At 75.9% G+C, this 19,295-nt stretch carries 21 protein-coding genes; 11 read left to right on the top strand and 10 right to left on the bottom strand.

The features are described from left to right. Positions 1–28 precede the first annotated feature (28 nt). Both BJP59_RS16505 and BJP59_RS16500 read left to right on the top strand, forming a co-directional pair. Positions 29–445: a MerR family transcriptional regulator gene (locus tag BJP59_RS16505; RefSeq protein WP_194521477.1), complete on the top strand. Its 417-nt coding sequence runs from the start codon at positions 29–31 to the stop codon at positions 443–445. A gap of 33 nt (positions 446–478) precedes the next feature. Beyond that, positions 479–1,423 carry an aldo/keto reductase gene (locus BJP59_RS16500; RefSeq protein WP_228485134.1) on the top strand — a complete coding sequence of 315 codons (945 nt, stop codon included), beginning with the start codon at positions 479–481 and terminating at the stop codon, positions 1,421–1,423. A gap of 13 nt (positions 1,424–1,436) precedes the next feature. On the opposite strand, the gene BJP59_RS16495 is transcribed toward BJP59_RS16500, so the two are convergent. Continuing rightward, a complete protein-coding gene (locus tag BJP59_RS16495; protein ID WP_194521476.1) occupies positions 1,437–2,294 on the bottom strand; it encodes a hypothetical protein in 858 nt (285 codons plus the stop codon). A gap of 292 nt (positions 2,295–2,586) precedes the next feature. Here BJP59_RS16495 and BJP59_RS16490 point away from each other — a divergent pair, with 292 nt between their 5' ends. Beyond that, positions 2,587–2,751 carry a hypothetical protein gene (locus BJP59_RS16490; protein ID WP_021483057.1) on the top strand — a complete coding sequence of 55 codons (165 nt, stop codon included), beginning with the start codon at positions 2,587–2,589 and terminating at the stop codon, positions 2,749–2,751. Continuing rightward, positions 2,751–3,956, top strand: a complete 1,206-nt coding sequence (locus tag BJP59_RS16485; RefSeq protein ID WP_194521475.1) for a YeiH family protein — start codon at positions 2,751–2,753, stop codon at positions 3,954–3,956. Before BJP59_RS16490 ends, BJP59_RS16485 begins: the two co-directional genes overlap by 1 nt. 88 nt (positions 3,957–4,044) lie before the next feature. Here BJP59_RS16485 and BJP59_RS16480 read toward each other — a convergent pair whose 3' ends face one another. Continuing rightward, a complete protein-coding gene (locus BJP59_RS16480) occupies positions 4,045–5,115 on the bottom strand; it encodes an App1 family protein (protein ID WP_194521474.1) in 1,071 nt (356 codons plus the stop codon). A gap of 139 nt (positions 5,116–5,254) precedes the next feature. Here BJP59_RS16480 and BJP59_RS16475 point away from each other — a divergent pair, with 139 nt between their 5' ends. Further along, positions 5,255–5,713: a hypothetical protein gene (locus tag BJP59_RS16475; protein WP_228485133.1), complete on the top strand. Its 459-nt coding sequence runs from the start codon at positions 5,255–5,257 to the stop codon at positions 5,711–5,713. A gap of 94 nt (positions 5,714–5,807) precedes the next feature. Next, positions 5,808–6,398, top strand: coding sequence for a pyridoxamine 5'-phosphate oxidase family protein (locus BJP59_RS16470; protein ID WP_194521473.1), 591 nt, complete (start codon positions 5,808–5,810; stop codon positions 6,396–6,398). Here the strand turns inward: BJP59_RS16470 and BJP59_RS16465 are convergent. The 4 genes from BJP59_RS16465 to BJP59_RS16450 form a co-directional block, all read right to left on the bottom strand. Then, a complete protein-coding gene (locus BJP59_RS16465; RefSeq protein WP_194521472.1) occupies positions 6,379–7,713 on the bottom strand; it encodes a serpin family protein in 1,335 nt (444 codons plus the stop codon). The two genes, BJP59_RS16470 and BJP59_RS16465, sit on opposite strands and share 20 nt — an antisense overlap. A 114-nt stretch (positions 7,714–7,827) precedes the next feature. Next, on the bottom strand, positions 7,828–8,688 hold the full coding sequence (locus BJP59_RS16460; RefSeq protein ID WP_194521471.1) for a ferredoxin reductase: 861 nt from the start codon (positions 8,686–8,688) through the stop codon (positions 7,828–7,830). Beyond that, positions 8,681–9,280 (bottom strand): sulfite oxidase-like oxidoreductase, encoded by a 600-nt coding sequence (locus BJP59_RS16455; protein WP_163185129.1) that lies wholly within the window; start codon positions 9,278–9,280, stop codon positions 8,681–8,683. Before BJP59_RS16455 ends, BJP59_RS16460 begins: the two co-directional genes overlap by 8 nt. Before the next feature lie 39 nt (positions 9,281–9,319). Next, positions 9,320–9,970, bottom strand: coding sequence for a TetR/AcrR family transcriptional regulator (locus BJP59_RS16450; protein WP_228485132.1), 651 nt, complete (start codon positions 9,968–9,970; stop codon positions 9,320–9,322). Positions 9,971–10,122: 152 nt separating this feature from the next. Here BJP59_RS16450 and BJP59_RS16445 point away from each other — a divergent pair, with 152 nt between their 5' ends. After that, a complete protein-coding gene (locus tag BJP59_RS16445; RefSeq protein WP_194521470.1) occupies positions 10,123–11,427 on the top strand; it encodes a glycosyltransferase in 1,305 nt (434 codons plus the stop codon). A 20-nt stretch (positions 11,428–11,447) separates the two neighbouring features. After that, positions 11,448–11,990, top strand: coding sequence for a DapH/DapD/GlmU-related protein (locus BJP59_RS16440; protein ID WP_194521469.1), 543 nt, complete (start codon positions 11,448–11,450; stop codon positions 11,988–11,990). 69 nt (positions 11,991–12,059) lie between these two features. On the opposite strand, the gene BJP59_RS16435 is transcribed toward BJP59_RS16440, so the two are convergent. From BJP59_RS16435 to BJP59_RS19960, 4 genes are all read right to left on the bottom strand, one after another. Further along, entirely contained in the window at positions 12,060–13,502 is a 1,443-nt protein-coding gene (locus BJP59_RS16435; RefSeq protein ID WP_194521468.1) for an L-serine ammonia-lyase, read from the bottom strand. Positions 13,503–13,559: 57 nt separating this feature from the next. Further along, positions 13,560–14,198 carry a DNA-3-methyladenine glycosylase I gene (locus BJP59_RS16430; RefSeq protein ID WP_194521467.1) on the bottom strand — a complete coding sequence of 213 codons (639 nt, stop codon included), beginning with the start codon at positions 14,196–14,198 and terminating at the stop codon, positions 13,560–13,562. An 86-nt stretch (positions 14,199–14,284) separates the two neighbouring features. After that, positions 14,285–14,641, bottom strand: a complete 357-nt coding sequence (locus BJP59_RS19965; protein WP_211932621.1) for a winged helix-turn-helix domain-containing protein — start codon at positions 14,639–14,641, stop codon at positions 14,285–14,287. Further along, complete coding sequence (locus tag BJP59_RS19960; RefSeq protein ID WP_228485131.1) at positions 14,638–15,090, bottom strand: hypothetical protein; 453 nt, start codon at positions 15,088–15,090, stop codon at positions 14,638–14,640. Before BJP59_RS19960 ends, BJP59_RS19965 begins: the two co-directional genes overlap by 4 nt. 160 nt (positions 15,091–15,250) lie before the next feature. Between BJP59_RS19960 and BJP59_RS16420 the strand changes: the two genes are divergently transcribed. From BJP59_RS16420 to BJP59_RS16410, 3 genes are all read left to right on the top strand, one after another. Beyond that, positions 15,251–16,681, top strand: coding sequence for an ATP-binding protein (locus tag BJP59_RS16420; protein ID WP_194521465.1), 1,431 nt, complete (start codon positions 15,251–15,253; stop codon positions 16,679–16,681). A 19-nt stretch (positions 16,682–16,700) separates the two neighbouring features. After that, entirely contained in the window at positions 16,701–18,419 is a 1,719-nt protein-coding gene (locus BJP59_RS16415) for a tetratricopeptide repeat protein (protein WP_194521464.1), read from the top strand. A 71-nt stretch (positions 18,420–18,490) separates the two neighbouring features. Continuing rightward, positions 18,491–19,171, top strand: coding sequence for a hypothetical protein (locus tag BJP59_RS16410; protein ID WP_194521463.1), 681 nt, complete (start codon positions 18,491–18,493; stop codon positions 19,169–19,171). The last annotated feature ends 124 nt before the right edge of the window (positions 19,172–19,295 follow it).

The following is a 19,295-nucleotide window of genomic DNA, read 5'->3' as shown; positions in this document are numbered from 1 at the left end:
GTACCGACAGCGCAGAGAGAGGCTCCTCATGTCCGACACGCTCACGCCGCAGGCCGCTGCCGCCCGAGCAGGCGTCAGCCTCGACACGCTCCGCTACTACGAGCGGGAGGGGCTCATCGGGCCGATCGCCCGGACCGCCGGCGGGCACCGGGCCTACGACGGGGACGACCTGTTCTGGATCGGGCTGGTGACGTGCCTCCGCGACGCCGGGCTGGGGATCTCCGAGCTGCGCGAGTTCACGTCGCTCCTCCGCCGCGAGGGGAGCCCCGCGGACCGCGTCGCGTTCCTCCAGGGCCATCGGCGGGAGCTGCACGAGCGCAGGGCGCGGATCGACCTCGCGCTCGGCGTGCTCGACGACAAGATCGCGTACTACCGCGAGCAGGCGGGAGGGGGCCCGGAGCCGAGCGTCGAGGGGGAGCCGGCTCCGCCGTCGCGCACCGCTTGACCTGGAGCGCGCTCCAGCATCGAGCATCGGGGCATGACCGCACAGCAGAACGCCCCCCAGATCGTCCTCGGGACCATGGACCACGGCACGCGCGTGGAGCAGACCACCGCGTTCCGGCTGCTCGACCGCTTCGTCGAGGCCGGCGGCCACTGGCTCGACACCGCCAACTGCTACGCCTTCTGGACCGACCCGAGCGGGCTGGGTGGCGCCAGCGAGCGCGTGCTCGGCGCGTGGCTGCGGGCGAACCCGGGGGCGCGCTCGGCCGTCGGGCTCGCGACCAAGGTCCGTCAGGACCCGCTGGTCGCGCACGCGTGGCCCGAGAGCGCGGAGGGGCTGTCCGCGTCTGCCGTCCGGGCCGGGCTCGACGGGAGCCTCGAGCGGCTCGGCGTCGACCACGTCGACCTGCTGTGGGCGCACGCGGAGGACCGCACGGTCGACCTCGGCGAGACCGTCGCCGCGTTCGGGGAGGCGGTGGCCGAGGGGCGTGCCACCCGGATCGGCGCGGCCAACCACGCGTCGTGGCGGGTGCAGCAGGCGCGTGACCTCGCGCGTCGGCAGGGCGTGGCCGCGTGGTCGGCGCTGCAGCTCCGGCACTCCCTCGTGCAGCCCCGCCCGGGCACGACGGTCCCGGAGGCGGGCCACAAGCTCCTGGCCCCGGACGACCTCGACCACGCCCGCACGGAAGGGCTCGACCTGTGGTGCTACACGCCCCTGATGATGGGCGGGTACACCCGCGCGGACCGTCCGTTCTCCGCGGGCTACGCCCACCCCGGGACCGAGCGCGTGCTCCGCGTGCTCGACGAGGTCGCCCGGGAGACCGGCGCGACGCCGAACCAGGTCGTCCTGGCCTGGCTCATGAGCCAGGGGATCTCGCCCATCGTCGGGGCGAGCAGGATCGAGCAGGTCGACGAGGCGATGGCCGCGCGCGACGTCACGCTGTCCCCGAGCCAGCTCGACCGCTTCGCCGACGCCCGCTGACCCCTCGGCGGGGCTACTGCGGCTCGACGGGGCCGTCCTGGCCGGCCACGAGGTCGCCGCAGCTCGTCTCCTGGGCTGTCGTGACGACCGGGTCGTCGGCGGCGGCGCCCTGCGCGACCGTCTCCTCCTCGCCGTTCGTCGCGACCTTCGCGCCCGTGTCGAGGTCGACGAAGGTGCGCGACACCGTGAAGGTGGAGCCGTCGTCGGGCACGGCGTTCAAGCCCGCGAGGCGCAGCGTGCCGTCGACCTCGGTGCAGCCGACGCCCGTGCCGAAGCCCGTGAAGCCCTTGTCGAACGTGTAGGGCTCGTCCTGCGCGTTCTGCGTCGGCGTCAGGGCGCAGTCGGCGGCCGAGAGCAGCAGGACCTCGCGCCCGGTGTCCACGAGCGCGATCGGCGCGGTCCCGTCGCCCGCCGCGACGAGCTGGACGATCGCGCTCGCCGGCTGCGGGCTCGCCGACTCGACGGGTGCGGAGAACGTGGCGCCCGACGCCGTCGTGATGCCGAACGTGCGGTCCGCACCGCCGGTGAGCCACGCGGTGTCCGGGCGGCCGTCGCCGTCGACGTCGACGATCTCGTGCGTGCCCGCCCCGGCGGGGACGCCGTCGCCGGTCGCGGGGCACCCCTCGGCGGCCGGGGTCGAGGCGCCGTCGGTGGGCGACGCCGCGTCGGTGGGGGACGGGCTCGCGGGAGCGCTGGTCGACGGCGCGGGCGTCTCGACGGCGGGGCCGTCGTCCGTCGGGCGGTTGACCAGCCACACGACGAGCGCGATCACCAGCACCGCGACGACCGTGACGACGATCCACGGCCACGTGCGGCGCGTCGGCGCGGGCTCGGGGTCGGGCGTGGGGAAGGGGTCTCCGGGCGTGGTCATGTCCCCAGGCAACCACCACGCGCGGGGACGGCACCCCGGACGCGTCACGTTGCGTCACGTCCGCCCGAGATGCGAGAACCCGCTTCCGGTCGACCGCCCGGCCCGAGGACCATGTCGCCATGACCGGCACCCGACCTCCCGCGGAGCGCGCCCCGCGCCCCGGCGCGCTGTGTCGACGGGGCGACGGACCCCGACACGTCGCGAGGTAGGCCGCGCTCTCGCGGTCGTCGCGCGGCCGTCCGTCGCCCCTGCCCGGACCGCCGACCCCCCGACTCCCTGCGACAGGACCACCATGAGCGAGCACGAGACCCCCGGCGCCGCGCGCGTCGAACCACCCGTCACCGTCGAGACCGTCCGCCGCGTCCACCTCTCCGAGGACTGGCTCGCGACCGGCGTCGGCCTCCTGATCGTGGCCCTCGGCCTCCTCGGCCTGATCCCCGAAGGGCTGGTGCCGTGATGAGCGCCTCCACCCCGCCCTCCGCGGCGACGAGCACCACGCCGACCACCGACCCGGCGACGGACCCCGAGGGGCGCGGCCCGACGTCGGGCACGAGCCTGGAGGAGTCCGTCGTCCAGGACGGGCGCAACCCCGGGGCGGGCTACGTCGTCGCCGGGGTCGTCGTCCTCCTCGGCCTCGCGTGGTCGGTCCGCTACCTGGAGCAGCACGTGCCCGACTGGCTCGCGGGCACGTCGCTGGCGGGCATCGCCAAGGCGGTCGAGTACCCGGTGTACGCGATCGCGCTCGGCCTGCTCGGCAACCTCGTGCTCACCGCGCTCGGGCTCCGCGACCGGCTCTCCGCCGCGTTCCGCACCGAGCTCTTCATCAAGACCGGGCTCGTCCTGCTCGGCGCGACGGTGAACCTGGCGCTCATCGTGTCCGCGGCGGGCCCGGCGATCGCCCAGGCGTTCCTGCTCATCACGCTCGTGTTCGGGTTCACGTGGTGGCTCGGCGGGCGGCTCGGCATCGAGGACAGGCTCCGGGCGCTGCTCGCGTCCGCGGTGTCGATCTGCGGGGTGAGCGCCGCGATCAGCGCTGCCGGGGCTGTGCAGGCGAAGAAGGAGCAGCTCGCGTACACGGCGAGCGTCGTCATCCTCTTCGCGCTCCCGTCGATCTTCGTGCTGCCGGCGCTGGCCGAGTCGCTCGGCCTCAGCCCCGCCGTCGCGGGCGCCTGGATCGGGGGCAACATCGACACGACGGCGGCCGTCACCGCGGCGGGCGCCCTCGCGGGGGACGAGGCGCTCCAGGTCGCGGCCATCGTCAAGGCGACCCAGAACGCGCTCATCGGCGTCGTCGCCGTCGCCCTCACCGCGTACTTCGCGTTCAAGGTCGAGCGGACTCCGGGAGCCTCGGCCCCGCGCGTGCGCGAGCTGTGGACGCGGTTCCCGAAGTTCGTGCTCGGCTTCCTCGCCGCGTCCGTCGCCGCCACGGTGTACGTCGGCGCCGTGGGCGCCGACGCGTCGGCGGACCAGATCGCGGTCCTCAAGTCGCTGAGCACCGTGTTCTTCATCGTCGCGTTCGTCTCGATCGGCCTGGAGTTCAAGGTCACGGCCGTGCGCGAGGCGGGCTGGAAGCCGCTCGTCGTGTTCGGGTCCGCGACGGTGTTCAACCTCGTGGTGGGGCTCGCCCTCGCGAGCGTGCTGTTCGCGAACCTGGAGGTCTGACGCGCCAGTCCTGACGCGCGAGGTAGAGGCGTGGTCCTCGGACCGTGCCTCTACCTCGTGGCGCGGGGCCCCGATCGGGGCCGGACGGTCAGCGGCGCAGGACCCGGGCGAGCGAACGGGTGAGCGCGTCGCCGTCGGGCCCGTGCGCCGTCGGGACGCCCCCGACGTCGCCCGGCAGGCTGCCCGGCGCGGGCAGCGGCGAGCCGTGCGCGAGGACCTGCTGCGCGGGCGTCAGCTCGCGGATCGCGACGGCCGCCACGTGGCCCGGGTGGCGCCGCGCGGCGCGCGCGTAGATGTCGGGGTCGTGCTGGCCGTCGTCGCCGATCAGCAGCCAGTCGACGTCGGGCAGCTCGCGAAACAGCCGGTCGAGCGACGTGTCCTTGTGCTCCGGGCCGCTGCGGAACCAGCCCGTGTTGGTGGGGCCCCAGTCGGTGAGCAGCAGCGGGCCGGGCGGGAAGCCGTGGCGCTGGAGGAAGCGCCGCAGGTTGGCGGCGGTGTTCCACGCGCCCGTCGACACGTAGACGAACGGGGTGCCGGGCTGCGACGTCGCGATGCCGCGATACAGCGCCGCCATGCCCGGCACCGGCACGCGGGCGCTCGAGTGCCGCACGAACGTGTTCCACGCCGCGATGAACGGGCGCGGGACGGCCGTCACCATCGCGGTGTCGTCGATGTCCGAGACGACGCCGAGCCGGCGCCCGTCGGCCACGACGAACACGCGGCCGGTCGCCGTCGCGCCCGCCGACGTCCGGAACGAGACGTCGTGCCAGCCCGGCGCGAGGTCGACGTCGATCACCCGGTCGAGGTAGCCGCCGCGGTCGGACACGAGGTCGACCGTCGTGCCGCCCACCCGCACGCGGACCTCCTCGCGCGGGGCCGGGGCGGTGAAGAAGTAGCGCCAGCCGCGGCGGTCCGCGGACTCGCGCTCGTGCAGCGCCGGGTCGAACGCGGGGCTCGCGAGCAGCACCCGGCCCAGCACGCGCACGCGGCGCGGGCTCCCGTAGCCGGCGAACGGCTCGACGCGCGGGCGCCACCCGCGGGCCTTCTGGAAGCGGGAGACGACGGCGCGCCACCGGTCCTCGAGCCGCGCGGCCCGGTGGGGGCGCTGGCTCGGGGTGGGCTCGCTCGTGACGGTCGGTACGGGTGCGGTCTGTGGCATGGCTCGCGGCGCTGTCCTCGGTCGGGGGTGGCGGGTCAACCCTGTCACAGCATGCCCACGCGCGCGGGGTGTCGCTCGGGGCGGTGGTCGTCGTCGGCGAGCGCGTGCGGGCCCGGCGGGCCGTGCCTAGCGTGGCCGCGTGAGCGACGAGACCTCCCGGAACCCTGCGGACCTGCCCGGCCGTCCCGTGCCCGACGGCGTGACCGACGTGACCGTCGAGGCGCTCGGTGCCCTGAGCGAGGCGCTCGAGACGACGGAACGCGCGCGCGGGCACCTCTACACGTTCCACCAGCTCACCGGCGAGGCGGACCTCGCCCTCGGTGACGCGGTCGAGAAGCTGCGCGCCGCAGGGCACGCCGAGGTCGCGGACCGCATCGAGACGGACCTCGTGGGCCGCAACGTCGTCCCCGGCCGCTGGACGTTCCAGCTCGTCGAGGAGTACGACGACGGCTACTGGTCGGCGTTCCGGGAGCACGAGCGCGCCGCGCGCGACGAGCTCGCGGGCGGCGCACGGCACCTGTTCGAGGCGCGGATGAAGCAGGACCGGCGCACGGCGGGCCGCCCCGGTCATGAGGCCGGCCCCGACGACGTGCGGTGACGCCCCGCCGGTCGGCGCAGGACCGAGGCCCGCGCGACCGATGAGTCCGGGCGCGCTCGTCGGTCCCAGAGGCAGGACCGACGAGAGGACCGCCATGACCACCGCCGACCAGCCGGCCGCGCGACCCGACGCCCGACAGACCGACCCCGACGCACCGCAGGGCACGCTCGTCCCCGGCTTCAGCTCTCCCGGCGCGCGCCCCGTCCCGTGGGAGACGGTGCGCAGCACGCTCGAACGGGCCGAGATCTCGTGGATCTCGACCGTGCGCCCCGACGGGCGCCCGCACGTCACGCCGCTCATGACGGTCGTCGCCGACGGCCGCCTCCACGTGACCACCGGGCCCGACGAGCGCAAGGCCCGCAACCTGGCCGAGAACGCGCGCGTCGTCCTCACGACCGGGACGAACGCCTACGAGGACGCGCTCGACGTCGTCGTCGAGGGCACCGCCGCGCGCGTCACCGACGATGCCGCGCTGCACCGCCTCGCCGAGCGGTGGCGCTGCAAGTACGGCGACGACTGGGCGTTCGACGTCGGGGACGGCGTGTTCCTCCACGACGGCGACCCGGCGCTCGTCTTCGCCGTGCGGCCCGAGGTCGTGTTCGCGTACGAGCGCACGTCCGAGCACGCGGCGATGCGGTGGCGGTTCGGCCCGGGCCCCCGCGCCGTCAGTGCCGCGGGTCCCTGATCGCCGCGGTGAAGAGCGGCCAGCCGGTGTCGTCGGAGGACACCGAGAAGAGGTAGGGCCGGTCCACGCGGAAGGTGACGATCTCGGCCACGGCCTCCGCCGACACCGCCCCGACACCGACCTCGGTGACGGCCGCCGCGACGGTGCCCTCGGCGTCGACCTGGAGGAGCGCCTGCTGCCACGCCTGCGAGACGTAGAGCTCCTCGTCGCTGATGCCGCCGAGGTCTGGCGGCGTGGCCGGGTCGAGAAGCCCGCCCAGCCCGGCGGCGGAGAGCGCGGGCCGGAGGTCCAGCGGGTCCTCGGCGGGGACGTCGAGCGTCGGCAGGATGAGCGCGACCGTCAGCCGGGGTGCCGTGTCCAGCGTCTCCCGCAGCGCGACGAGCCGCCCCGGCGCGACGGACGCCGGATCGACTCCCTCGGGCGGAAGCACGACGTCGGCGTGGAACCCCTCGACGTACGGCAGCCGGACCGCGCGCCACCCGTCGTCCTCGGCGTACGCCCACGTCTCCGTGAGCCGCAGCGACTCCACGTCCACCGTGTCGCCGCCCCCGAGCGTGAAGGGCGAGGGCGCCGTGTCGCCCACGTCGAACGGTGCCTCCCACCGGGCGGCGAACAGGACCGCGTTCTGGAGCACGAGGCGCAGGTCGACGTCGGGCTCGATGGCGCTCTCCTCGATCAGCCCGCCGGTGTGGAACCGGACCCACTCGCTGAGCGGCACCATGCCCGACGACGTCCCGAGGTCCGTGTGCAGCACCCCGGCGCCGTACCCGGTCGCGAGCGACTCGAGGTAGGGCTCGTGGACCTCGGCCTCGTCGTCGAGCACGACCTGGTTCGCGACGTGCACGAGAGGCTTTTCCGGGAGCTCGTCCGCCCGGACCTGCGCCGGGTCGCCGTCGTAGGCGTCGAGCGACGCGAGGAGGGCGTTGACCGCGTCCGTCCGGTCCTGGCCGGACGCGCCGAGCACGTCGTCGAGGGTGAGCGCCGTGTCGCCCCGCGCGCCCTCGGCCAGCATCGAGAGCGCGACGACGGCGCTCGCGGGCGACACCACGACGTTCCCGTCGCGCGGTGCCGCGGCGAGCATCGTCAGGCCGAGCCGTTCGGTCGCGTCGACGACGCGGGGTGTCGCGCCGGCGTCGGTCACGCGCACGACGTCCCGCGCGGTGTCGGCGGTGGCGAGCGGCAGGTCCGGGCCTGCCGGCACACCGCCCGCGCACGCCGTGAGCGCGGCCAGCGCCGCCGTCGTCGCCAGGGCGGTCAGCGTGCGCCGCGGCGGGCTCGGCTCCCGGTGCGGTCCTGCGGTCGTCGTCGTCGTCATCGATCCCCCCGGCCGTCGGGGGCGGCGCGCCCGCCGCCCTCTCTCCGACTGTGTCGGCGGGAGCGCGATCCTTGCGCAGCGGTACCGCTGCGGCTCTGACGCGCTCCGCCGCGGTCAGTCGACCGCTGGCCCGAAGCGCTCGGTCTTGATCCGCGCCGGGTCGTGGCCGAGCGCCACGAGCTGCCGTGCGACGGCCTCGACGAACCCCGTCGGCCCGCACACGAAGCACGCGGGCTCGATCTCGGGCGGCCAGCCCCACGCGGCGAGCTCGCGCCGCTCGACGCGGCCGGGCCCGCGCATCGAGCCGAGCGGGGTCGAACGGGTGTGGACGACGTGGACGTCGAGCCCGTCGTGCGCGGCCGCGAGGCGGTCGAGGTCGTCGACGTACAGCATGTCCTCGGGGCGCCGCACCGAGTACACGAGCCGGAACGGCGTGCGGTCGCCGGCGTCGCGCCGGGTGCGGAGCATCGCCATGAGCGGGACGAGGCCCGAGCCGCCCGCCGCGAGCAGCACGGGCGTCCCCGCGTCGCGCTCCGGCGACCAGACGAACCACCCGCCGACGGGCCCGCGCAGCTCGATCGCGTCACCCACGGCGAACACGTCGGTGAGGTAGGTCGAGACCTCGCCGCCGGGGACCCGCTGGACGGTGACCTCGACGCGGGCGGGGGCGACGCCGTCGGGCACCGCGCCGTCCTGCCGGACGGCGGGCGGGCTGCCCGGGGAGGGGTCGTCGTCGGGCAAGGGGGTGCGCGTCGCGGCGCTGCCGATCGAGTAGCTGCGCTCGGCGGTGTAGCCGTCGGGCGCGGTGAGGCGCAGGTCGACGTGCTGGCCGGCGAGGTGGCCGGGCCACGCGGGGACCTCGAGGACGAGCGTCCGCGCGGACGGGCTCTCGGCCCACGCGTCGACGAGCGTCGCGACCTGCCAGCCCGACGGCGTCGCGTACCGCGCGCCGAGGCGGACGGGCGCCTCAGTCACCCTGGTACCTCTGCTCGCGCCACGGGTCGCCGAGGTCGTGGTAGCCGAGCCGCTCCCAGAAGCCCTGCCGGTCCATGGGCATGAGGGTGATGCTGTTGACCCACTTCGCCGACTTCCAGAAGTACAGGTGCGGCACGAGGAGCCGCGCGGGGCCGCCGTGCACGGGGTGCAGCGGGGCGCCGTCGAAGGTGTGCACGACCCACGCCTTGCCACCGAGCAGCTCGGCGACCGGGAGGTTCGTCGTGTAGCCGCCGTAGCAGCCGATCATCGCGAAGTCGGCCGTGGACTCGACCTCGCCGAGGAGCGTGTCGAGCGAGACGCCGCGCCAGGACGTGCCGAACTTCGACCAGCGGGTGACGCAGTGGATGTCGACGGTCGGCTCGTCCTGGGGGAGCGCCAGGAGCTCGGCCCACGACCAGGATCGGGTCGCGCCGGTCTCGGTGGTGACGTCGAAGCGCCAGGTCGCGGTGTCGACGCGCGGTGTGGGCCCTGCCGAGAGCACGGGGAACCCGGTCTCGACGTACTGGCCCGGCGGGAGCGCCACGCCCTGCGGGCGGGGCCGGCCCTGGAAGCCGGGGGTGAGGGTGCTCATGGCTCACGGTAGGCGCGGCCCGCCAGGCCGCGCCAGGGGTCAGGCGTCCGCGTCACCCCGGGGCGGTGCGGCGACGAGGCGCACGACGGCGTCGCGCAGCCACGCGCGGTACCGCTCGCGCGACCAGCCCGCACCGGCCGCGAAGTGCGTCCAGCCCTCCGGCGCGAGGAGGTAGGACAGGGTCTCGGCGGCCTCGTCCCGCGGTGCGCGCAGCCGGAACCCGTGGTCCGCGAGCACGTCGACGCTCGCGCGCAGGTCCGCGCGACGGCGGTCGAGGAGCGCCGCGAGCTCGGCGACGACGGCCTCGTCGGAGCGGGCCGCCGACGTGAACGCCGACCACAGGGCCGCGACGCGTTCGTTCGCCGCCGCCACGAGCGCGACGAGCCCGTCGAGGAAGGCCTCGGGGTCGGTGGTCCCGGCGACGGCGCGGCCCTCGGGCCGGGCGGCGAGCGACTCCTGGCCCTCGGACCCCGCGAACGTCACCTCGAAGGCCGCGAGGAGCAGGGCGCGCTTGGGCCCGTGCGCCTTGACGGTCTCGAGCGACACGCCCGCCCGTTCGGCGACGCGTGCGAGGGTCGTGCGCTCGTAGCCACGCTCGGCGAGCTCCTCGGCCGCCGCGCGCACGACGCGCTCACGGGTACGCGCGGCCTGCTCGGCGCGGAGGTCGGACGTGTAGGCGCGGGGGACCACTATTGACTACCCCTCTAGGGTGATGAATACTCCTGACGGTTACCGATCTTCTCACACGCCGCCTCCCCCTCGGCGTCCTCGCGCGGACGGCCCGGTCCCGCGCCCTTCCCGTCCGACCGGCGCGTCCCGCGCCGCCCGAGGGAGGCACACCGATGGCCACCGTCCTGCTCTGCTCCACCCCCGTGCATGCCCACGTCACCCCGCTGCTCGCGGTCACGCGCGCGCTCGTCGCCCACGGCCACGAGGTCCGGTTCCTCACCGGCGCGCGCTTCGCCGCGGCCGCGGAGGCGGCCGGCGCCGAGCACGTGCCGCTGCCCGCCGCCGCCGACTTCGACGACCGCGACCTCGCGGCCGCCTTCCCGGGCCGCGCGGGCCGCACCGGTCTCGACGCGATCCGGCACGACATGCTCGAGATCTTCGTCCGGCCGGGCGCCGCGCAGCACCGCGCCGTCGTCGACGCCCTCGCCGCGCGCCCGGCCGACGTCGTGCTCGTCGAGCCCCTGTTCCTCGGCGCGATGGCGCTCGTCGCCACCCCGGCCGACCGGCGCCCTCCCGTGCTCACGCTGGGCATCTTCCCGCTCGGGCTGAAGAGCGACCTCACCGCACCGTTCGGCCTCGGCGTGCTTCCCGCGCGCGGGCCGCTCGGGGTGCTGCGCAACCGGGCGCTGCACCGGTTCGTCGAGGGCGTCGCGTTCGCCGCGCCGCAGCGCGCCGCGCAGGACATGGTGCGCGCGACCGGCGCCACCCCGAGCGACACGTTCTTCCTGGGCTGGCCCGCCGACGCGGACGCCGTCGTGCAGCTCATTGTCCCCGAGCTCGAGTACCCGCGGCCCGACGTCGTCACGCCCGTCCGGTTCGTCGGCCCGCCGCGACCCGTCGCCGCGCACGGCGACCTCCCCGCCTGGTGGGACGACCTCGGCACGCGCCGCCCCGTCGTCCACGTCACGCAGGGCACGGTCGCGAACGAGGACCCGCACCAGCTCCTCCTGCCGACCCTGCGCGCGCTCGCGGACGAGGACGTGCTCGTCGTCGCCGCCACCGGCGGGCGGCCCGTCGAGACGCTCGGCGCGCTGCCCGCCAACGCGTGCGCCGCCGAGTACCTCCCGTACGACGCGCTGCTCCCGCGCACGTCGGTCCTCGTGACGAACGGCGGCTACGGGGGCGTGCACCACGCGCTGCGGCACGGCGTGCCCGTCGTCGTCGCCGGGAAGACGGAGGACAAGGCGGAGGTCGCGGCCCGCGTCGCGTGGACCGGGACGGGCGTGCGGCTGCGGACCAGCACGCCGCGACCCGCCCAGGTGCGACGCGCGGTGCGCCGCCTGCTCGACGACCCCGCGTACGCCCGGGCCGCCGCGCGCCTCGGCGAGCGCATCGCCGTCGCGCCGGGGGAGGACGGCGTCGTCGCGGTCGTGGAGGAGGTCGTCGCCCGGCGCGCCGCGCCCCGTGCCGCGCGCTGACGGGGGAGGAGGATCGGGGGATGCCCAGCGACCTGCTCATGCGCATCCACGGTCCCGAGTTCCGCGCCATGTCCGAGCGTGTGCTGGAGGCGACCGCGCTCACCTCGCGGCTCAACGTGCTCCCGTTCGACGACGAGGAGGGCAAGGCCCAGCTGTTCGAGCAGATCCTCGGGCGACCGCTGCCGCCGCGCACGACGATCTACCCGCCGTTCTTCACGGACCACGGACTGCACCTCGACCTCGGCGAGCGGGTCTTCGTCAACCAGAACTGCACGTTCCTCGACTACGCCGGCATCCGGCTCGCCGACCGCGTGCTGGTCGCACCGCGGGTCACGTTCATCACCGTCGGGCACCCCGTCGACACCGACGACCGCAAGGTCTGGCTCACCGGCGGCCCGATCGACGTCCACGAGAACGTGTGGATCGGCGCGGGAGCGACCATCCTGCCCGGCGTGACCATCGGTCGCGACGCCGTCGTCGCCGCGGGCGCCGTCGTCACCGACGACGTGCCGCCACGCAGCCTCGTGACCGGGCCGCGGGCGGACGTCCGCCGCACCTGGTGAGGGGCCGCCGGCTCCGCACGTGTTCCTTCGGTCGTGCTGGAGCCTGTGCTTGCTCCGCTGCGCTCCGGCTCAGCACTCGACGACGTTGACCGCAAGGCCACCCGTCGAGGTCTCCTTGTACTTGGTCGACATGTCGACGCCCGTCTGGCGCATGGTCTCGATGACGGTGTCCAGCGAGACGACGTGCGAGCCGTCGCCCTGGAGCGCGAGGCGCGCGGCGGAGACGGCGGTGCACGCGGCGATGGCGTTGCGCTCGATGCACGGGACCTGGACGAGCCCCCCGACGGGGTCGCACGTGAGGCCGAGGTTGTGCTCCATCGCGATCTCGGCCGCGTTCTCGACCTGGGCGGGCGTGCCGCCGAGCACCGCGCAGACGGCGCCGGCGGCCATGGAGCAGGCCGAACCGACCTCCCCCTGGCACCCGGCCTCCGCGCCGGAGATGGACGCGTTGCGCTTGTACAGCGCGCCGATGGCGGCGGCGGTGAGCAGGTACGTGCGCATCGCCCGACGACGGCGGGCCGGGTCGGCGGCGACGTCCGGGTGCGTGCGCAGGAAGTGCCGCCCGACGGCCGGGATGATCCCGGCAGCGCCGTTCGTCGGGGCGGTCACGACGCGCCGCCCGTCGGCGTTCTCCTCGTTGACGGCCATCGCGAAGGCCTGGAGCCACTCGATCGTCGTGTCGGCGCCGCGCTCGTCGGCCAGCTCGAGGCGCTCGCGCTGCGCACGGGCCCGACGCCGGACCTTGAGCCGCCCGGGCAGGACGCCGTCGCGCTCCAGCCCCGCGTCGACGCACGCGCTCATCGTGTCCCAGATGCGGTCGACGCCCGCCTCGACGTCGGCCGCCGGGCGCAGCGCGGTCTCGTTGGCCCACGCGACCGCGGCGATGGACGTCCGCTCGCGCTCGCACACGGCGAGGAGCTCGGCCGCGTTGGCGAACGGGAACGGCACGCCGGCCGGTTCGGTCCGCGGGTCGATCGCCTCGCCCGCGAGCTCGGCCCCGACCTGCGCGGCCTCGTTCGCGGCGGCTGCCTCGAGCTCGGCCGCGGTGAGGACGAACCCGCCGCCGACGGAGTAGTACGCCTCCTCGGCGACCGTCGCGCCGTCGGCGTCGAGCGCGGTGAAGCGCATCCCGTTGGGGTGGCCGGGCATGCGCGTCAGCGGCGCGAGGCGCACGTCGTCGCTGGTCATGGTGATGCGGTGGCGGCCCAGGAGCGTGACGGGCGCGCCGTCGCCGAGCTTCTCCCACGACCCGGGCACGCGCGCCGGGTCGCACGTCTCGGGGTCGAGGCCGAGCAGGCCCGCGACGACGGCCTCCGGGGTCCCGTGGCCGACGCCCGTCGCGCCGAGCGAGCCGCACAGCACGACCCGCAGGCCGGCGACGCTGCCGAGCGTGTCGTCCGCGGCCAGGGTCGTGACGAACGCCTTCGCCGCGCGCATCGGCCCGACGGTGTGCGAGCTCGACGGGCCGACGCCGACGGAGAACAGGTCGAGGACCGAGACGTAGGCGCTCATGCCCACCATGGTCGCACCTCGTCCACGATGCGGGCGGATTTTGCTATAGCGAATCGGTCACGAGCGCGTGGGCGCGGGACGGCTCAGGGCGACCGGGCAGGTCGCGAGGTGGTCGTCCACCAGGCCGCACGCCTGCATGGCCGCGTACGCCGTCGTGGGCCCGACGAACCGGAAGCCGTGCTTCTTGAGCGCCTTCGACAGGGCGACCGACTCCGGGCTCGTGCTCGGGACGTCGCCCCACGTGGCGGGCCGGCCGGAGCGCGCGGGCGGCGCGAACGACCACACCAGCTCGTCGAGCGAGCCGCCGCCGGACTGCAGCGCGAGGAGCGCCCGCGCGTTGTCGATCGTCGCCGTGATCTTCTGGCGGTTGCGGATGATGCGGGCGTCCGCCAGGAGCCGCTCGACGTCGGTCTCGTCGAACGCCGCGACCGCCTCGGGGTCGAACCCCGCGAACACCTCGCGGAAGGCCGGTCGCTTGCGCAGCACCGTGATCCAGGACAGCCCGGACTGGAAGCCCTCGAGGACCAGGCGCTCGAACAGCGCGGTGTCCCCGTGCACCGCCACCCCCCACTCGGTGTCGTGGTACTCCTCGTAGAGCGGGTCGCCGTCGCCGAAGCAGCGTGCGCCGGGGCGCGGCGCGGGCGGCGCGTCGTCGGGCACGGCGAGCGGGGTGGACGCGTCGGTCTCGGTCGTCATGCGCCCCACTCTGCCGCCTCCCGCCGACACCCACGAGGTCCCTGTGGACGGCGTGCGTCCGGGCGCGTGCGCCGAGGCGCCTGTGGTCAGGCGTCGGCCGGGGGCAGCGCGACCTCCGCGATCGCGCGCAGCGCGTCGAGGTGCGCGCGCAGGGCGGCGGCACCGGCGGGCGTGAGGCGCACCCAGGTGCGCGTGCGTCGTCCGGCGCGCTCCTTGCTGATCTCGACGTACCCGGCGTCCTCGAGCACCGTGAGCTGCTTCGACAGGGTCGAGTCGGACAGCTCGATGGTGTCGCGCAGGGTCCGGAAGTCCGCCTTCTCGACGCCCGAGAGCGCGGCGACGACGGAGAGGCGCACGGGGGAGTGGATCACCTCGTCGAGCGTGTGGCGCGGGTGGTGGTCGACGGCGGAGCCGTCGCCCGCCGGGGGACGGCGCGTGGTCACGCCGTCACCGCCGCGTCCCGCGGGGCGGGCCGCCACGCCGCGACGAGCAGCGGGACGGCGCTCACGAGAGCCGCGGGCACCCAGTACGCCACGGAGCCGGGCCACACCACCAGCCCGGCGACGAGCACGGCCCCGTAGACCACGGCCCAGGACACGGCGCCGACGGCGATCCGGCGTCGCGTGCCGACGGCCAGGGCGCCCTGCCGCCCCGCCCACGTGGCGCCGACGGTGACGATCGCGACCCAGGCCGCCATGCCGACGACGAAGCCGACCCGGCCGCCGAGCCCGATCGCGAGCACCAGCCCGACGCTCGCGACGGCCCACCCCGTCAGGTAGAGCCGGACCCACCGCCACCCGCGCGCCCGGGTGGCGCCGGCGAGGCGGCCGGCACGGTCGAGAGCGGCTGCCGCGTCGAGGGGCGCCAAGGAGGTCGTGTCGTCGGTGCTCATGGATGCCATCGAAGCATCTACTTTCCATTATGGCAAGTGGTTTCCATGGGGACCTCTCCCTATCGTGCGCGTCACCGGTCCCGTGCACACTGGTCCCGGCCGTGCCCCGCCCCGGGCCGCACGACGCCGTCGTCCCGACCTCCTTCCCCGAGGAGCACCCATGTCCGACGCCCTGGCCGCGCTCGCCGCCGCCGTCGCGGCAGCGCCCGCGAGCGCGCCGCTGCGCGTGCACTACGCGAGCCTCCTGCTCGCCGCGGGGCGTCCCGTCGAGGCGCTCGAGCAGGCCAGCGCCGGGCTCCGGATCGACCCCGCCGACGGCGAGGCGCTGCGGCTCGTGCAGGAGGCGGCCGCGTCCGCCGCGGCGGCGTCGCGACCGGGAGACGCCGCGCCAGGGCACGCGCCGGGCGACCCCGCGCCGTCCGGCGACCCCGCGCCGTCCGACCACCCTGCGCAGTCCGACCACCCCGGGCAGGGCGCTCCCGCCGGGCCGGGGAGCCCGGCGTCGGGCATCGACTGGGACCGGCTGGAGGACGAGCTCGACGTGCGCGTCCCTCCGCCCTTCGTCGAGGAGCCTGTGGTCGGCGCCACGGGCCCCGCCCCCGCCGACCCGAGCCCGGCACCCGAGCAGGGCCACGCGGACCCGGCGCCCGGGGGCGGGCAGCCGTTCCTCGTGCCCGCGCGCGACGACGCCCCCGACGACGGGTCGGGCCTGCTCGAGGTCTCGCGCGAGACGGTGACGCTCGCCGACGTCGGCGGCCTGGAGCCGGTGAAGAAGCGCATCCGCGAGGCGTTCCTGGAGCCGATGCGCCACCAGGCCATCGCGCAGGCGTTCGGCAAGTCGCTGCGCGGCGGCCTGCTGCTCTACGGGCCGCCCGGCACCGGCAAGACGTACATGGCGCGCGCGGTCGCGGGCGAGCTCGGCGCGCGGTTCCTCACGGTGACGCTCGCGGACATCCTCGACAAGTACATCGGGGAGAGCGAGCAGAACCTCCACGCCCTGTTCCAGCGCGCGCGACAGCTCGCGCCGGCCGTCCTGTTCCTCGACGAGGTCGACGCGATCGGCGGCAGGCGCGCGCAGTACTCCGGCTCGTCGGGCATGCGGACGGTCGTCAACCAGCTCCTCCAGGAGATGGACGGCATCGGCTCCGACAACGACGGCCTGTTCGTGCTCGGCGCGACCAACCACCCGTGGGACGTCGACACGGCGCTCCTGCGCCCGGGCCGGTTCGACCGCGTCGTGCTCGTCCTGCCGCCCGACGAGCCCGCGCGCGAGGCCATCCTGCGCCACCACCTCGCGGGGCGGCCCGTCGCCGGGATCGACCTGGGCGCCGTCGTGCGGCGCACCGAGGGGTTCTCCGGCGCGGACCTGGAGCACCTGGCGGCCACGGCGGCCGAGAAGGCGATGATGGACTCGATCGCGTCCGGCCAGGTGCGACCCGTCACGATGGCCGACATGGAGTCGGCGCTCGCGGACGTCCGGCCGTCCACGACGGCGTGGCTCCAGTCCGCGCGCAACGTCGTGACGTTCGCGAACAACGACGGCCGCTACGACGAGCTCGCCGCGTACCTGCGCGCGCGGCGCATGCTCTGAGAGGGCGAGGCAGCCGACGGTGACCACGACCACCGACCCGCGCGCCGTCGGCGCGCGCGTCGAGATGCTCGTCCAGATGGGGCGGCCCGAGCGCGCGCTCGACGAGGTCGACGAGGCGCTCGCGACCGTCCCCGACGACCCGCGGCTCCTCCTCGCTGCCGCGTGGGTGCGGCTGCACCTCCAGCGCTCCGCCGACGCGCTGCCCCTCCTGGAGCAGGTGGTCGCCGCCCAGCCCGCGGCCGACGGCGCGCTCTACCTGCTGTCGGTCGCGCGCCAGAACACCGGTGACGTCCCGGGCGCGCGCGACGCCGCACGCCGTGCGCTCGAGCTCGACCCCGACGACGCGCGCTACCACCTCCAGCTCGCCGACGCCCTCCTCTCGGGGCGCGTGCGCGGCGCCGACCGGCGGCTCGCGCGCGAGCGCATCGCCTCGGCGCTCGAGCTCGCCCCCGAGGCCCCGGACCGGCTCGCGCAGGCGGCCCGGCTGTGGTCGCGCCTCGGGGACGACGACCGGGCGCGCGCCCTGGTGCGGCAGGGGCTCGCCGTCGCGCCGGAGCACGAGGACCTCCTCTACCTCGACGCGGCCCTCGCGCTCGACGCGAGCCGCAGCGCCCAGGGGTACAGCGGCGTCCTCGCCATGAACCCCGAGCACGCCGAGGCCGGGTACCTGCTGCACCTCAGCGTGTGGCAGCAGGTGCTGCGGCTCGTCGAGATGCCGGTCCTGCTCGTCGGGGCGGTCGCCCTCGTCGTCGCCTTCGCGATGAGCGACGCCCACGTGGGCAGCGTGCCGGTCTGGGGGGTCGTCGTGCTCCTGTGGACGGGCGTGACCGCGTTGCGCGTCCTGCCCGTCCTGCTCCAGGTCCCGCGCGGGCTGCTGCGCCGCACCCTGCGTCGGACCCCGTTCCGCGGCGGCACCGTCGTGGCGATCGCCGTCGGGTGGGCGGGCGTCCTCGCGGGCCTCGCCCTGCTCTGCGTCGTGCGCGACGCCGTCGCCGTCCGCTGGTTCCTCGTCGGGCTCGGGGTGGTGCTGGCCCTGACGACCGTGACCTCGGCCGTGCTGCACGCGGCGATGTTCACGCAGGCGCGCGAGCTCGGGTACCTGCCGGCCGGGACGGCGGGAGCCGCGCGGATCGCGGCCCTGCGCGCGAGCCTGCGGGGCGCCGTCGTGCGCCGTGCCGTCGTCCTCGGGATCGTCGCGGTCGTCGTCGGGAGCATCGGCCCGGGCGCGGTCGCGCGCGAGGACGCGCGCCCCGTGGCGGCGCTGGCCGCGGTGGCGTACGTGCTGCCGCTCGTCGTCGGGATGTGGGCCGCGGGGCGCGTCGCGGCCCGGCAGCGCGCGGTGTCCGACGAGCGCCCGCCCGTGAGCACGGCCGCCGCGGTCCGCGCGGGGCTGGGCGGCGCCGTCCTCGTCCTCGTCACGGTCCTGCTGCTGCTCGCCGAGGCGGCCGCGCTCGCCGCGCTGCCCGTCGCCCCCGACGAGCACGACGCCGACGGTCGCTACGCCCAGGAGGAGCGCGCCCCGCGCGACCCGGGCTCGGCCGTGCAGGAGTGTGCCGGGCGCCCCGCCGCGCGCCTCGCGTGCCTCCAGGAGAACAACCGGGTCCGCCAGGAGGAGCTCCAGGAGCGGATGGGTGAGCTCAACGTCCCGACGATCGACGTCCCCACGTTCGACGTGCCGGACCTCCCGGATCTCTCGGATCTCCAGGCGCCGGGCTCCACGGGGCAGCAGACCCCCTGATCCCCGGCACCCCGGGCGGGTGACGAGCCCGCGGCCGTGCGGGTGGCCCGGGGCGGTGCGACCGTGGCCGCGTGGCAGGACTCGTGGAGACGCTCTCTCGACCCGTCGGCGCGGCGCTCGCGGCCGTGACCGGCACGGTCGCGCGCCTGCGCGGCGGCCGCCCGATGCACGCGCGCGGCGTGCTGCTCCGCGGCACGCTCGTCGTCGCGGAGGACGAGGCGGGCGCGGTCAGCGTCCCGCAGGGCCGCACGCCCGTCACGGTGCGCGTGTCCCTCGGGGCAGGCCTCCCGAGCGGGCTCCCGGACGTCGTCGGGATCGCCGTGCGCTGGACCGACGACGGCGTGCCCCAGGACGTCCTGCTCGCCTCCTCGGGGAGGGGGCGGCTCACGCGCTTCCTCCTCGTGCCGCGCCGCGCGCTGCTGCGCGGCTGGCTGTCGACGCTCATGCCGCTGCGGTCGCCGCACGGTCCCCGCGTGCTCGCCCTGCGGCCGGACCGCGACGCGGCGCGGGTCGTCGGCACGCCGGTGCTCGAGGTGCTCGAGGCGACCCCGCTCGGCGCCTGGCACCGGTTCGGCGCGGTCGAGCTGCACGGACCCGAGACGGGGTCCGCGCACGACGGCGACGACCCCGAGGTGCGTTTCGACCCCACCGGTCACGCGCCGCGCCACCTCGGCACGTATGGCTGGGAGGACGCGCTGCGCGCTCGCGGCTACGCGGCCGCGCGCCGTGGCGGCGGGCCCGCAGCCCGGTAGCGAGAGAAAAGGGCGGCGACCCCGGAGTCCTGTCCACCGGGACCGCCGCCCGCGAGGGCGGCACCGTCGACGTGAGGCCGCCCCCGAGCCGAGGGCCGGGCGGCGAGGACGCCGCCCGGCCGTG

Source organism: Cellulosimicrobium sp. JZ28, from assembly GCF_015327065.1.
Classification (GTDB): Bacteria; Actinomycetota; Actinomycetes; order Actinomycetales; family Cellulomonadaceae; genus Cellulosimicrobium; species Cellulosimicrobium funkei.
The sequence above is the reverse complement of the archived record's forward strand: the minus strand, read 5'-3'. Positions and strand labels throughout refer to the sequence as shown.

Bases quoted from the DNA above. Each gene is read 5' to 3' on its own strand.
- BJP59_RS16435 (WP_194521468.1), bottom strand. From the start codon at position 13,502: ATGAGCGCCTACGTCTCGGTCCTCGACCTGTTCTCCGTCGGCGTCGGC.
- BJP59_RS16480 (WP_194521474.1), bottom strand. From the start codon at position 5,115: ATGCCACAGACCGCACCCGTACCGACCGTCACGAGCGAGCCCACCCCG.
- BJP59_RS16500 (WP_228485134.1), top strand. From the start codon at position 479: ATGACCGCACAGCAGAACGCCCCCCAGATCGTCCTCGGGACCATGGAC.
- BJP59_RS16485 (WP_194521475.1), top strand. From the start codon at position 2,751: ATGAGCGCCTCCACCCCGCCCTCCGCGGCGACGAGCACCACGCCGACC.
- BJP59_RS16470 (WP_194521473.1), top strand. From the start codon at position 5,808: ATGACCACCGCCGACCAGCCGGCCGCGCGACCCGACGCCCGACAGACC.
- BJP59_RS16505 (WP_194521477.1), top strand. From the start codon at position 29: ATGTCCGACACGCTCACGCCGCAGGCCGCTGCCGCCCGAGCAGGCGTC.
- BJP59_RS16495 (WP_194521476.1), bottom strand. From the start codon at position 2,294: ATGACCACGCCCGGAGACCCCTTCCCCACGCCCGACCCCGAGCCCGCG.
- BJP59_RS19960 (WP_228485131.1), bottom strand. From the start codon at position 15,090: ATGAGCACCGACGACACGACCTCCTTGGCGCCCCTCGACGCGGCAGCC.
- BJP59_RS16445 (WP_194521470.1), top strand. From the start codon at position 10,123: ATGGCCACCGTCCTGCTCTGCTCCACCCCCGTGCATGCCCACGTCACC.
- BJP59_RS16465 (WP_194521472.1), bottom strand. From the start codon at position 7,713: ATGACGACGACGACGACCGCAGGACCGCACCGGGAGCCGAGCCCGCCG.
- BJP59_RS16455 (WP_163185129.1), bottom strand. From the start codon at position 9,280: ATGAGCACCCTCACCCCCGGCTTCCAGGGCCGGCCCCGCCCGCAGGGC.
- BJP59_RS16440 (WP_194521469.1), top strand. From the start codon at position 11,448: ATGCCCAGCGACCTGCTCATGCGCATCCACGGTCCCGAGTTCCGCGCC.
- BJP59_RS16490 (WP_021483057.1), top strand. From the start codon at position 2,587: ATGAGCGAGCACGAGACCCCCGGCGCCGCGCGCGTCGAACCACCCGTC.
- BJP59_RS16420 (WP_194521465.1), top strand. From the start codon at position 15,251: ATGTCCGACGCCCTGGCCGCGCTCGCCGCCGCCGTCGCGGCAGCGCCC.
- BJP59_RS16430 (WP_194521467.1), bottom strand. From the start codon at position 14,198: ATGACGACCGAGACCGACGCGTCCACCCCGCTCGCCGTGCCCGACGAC.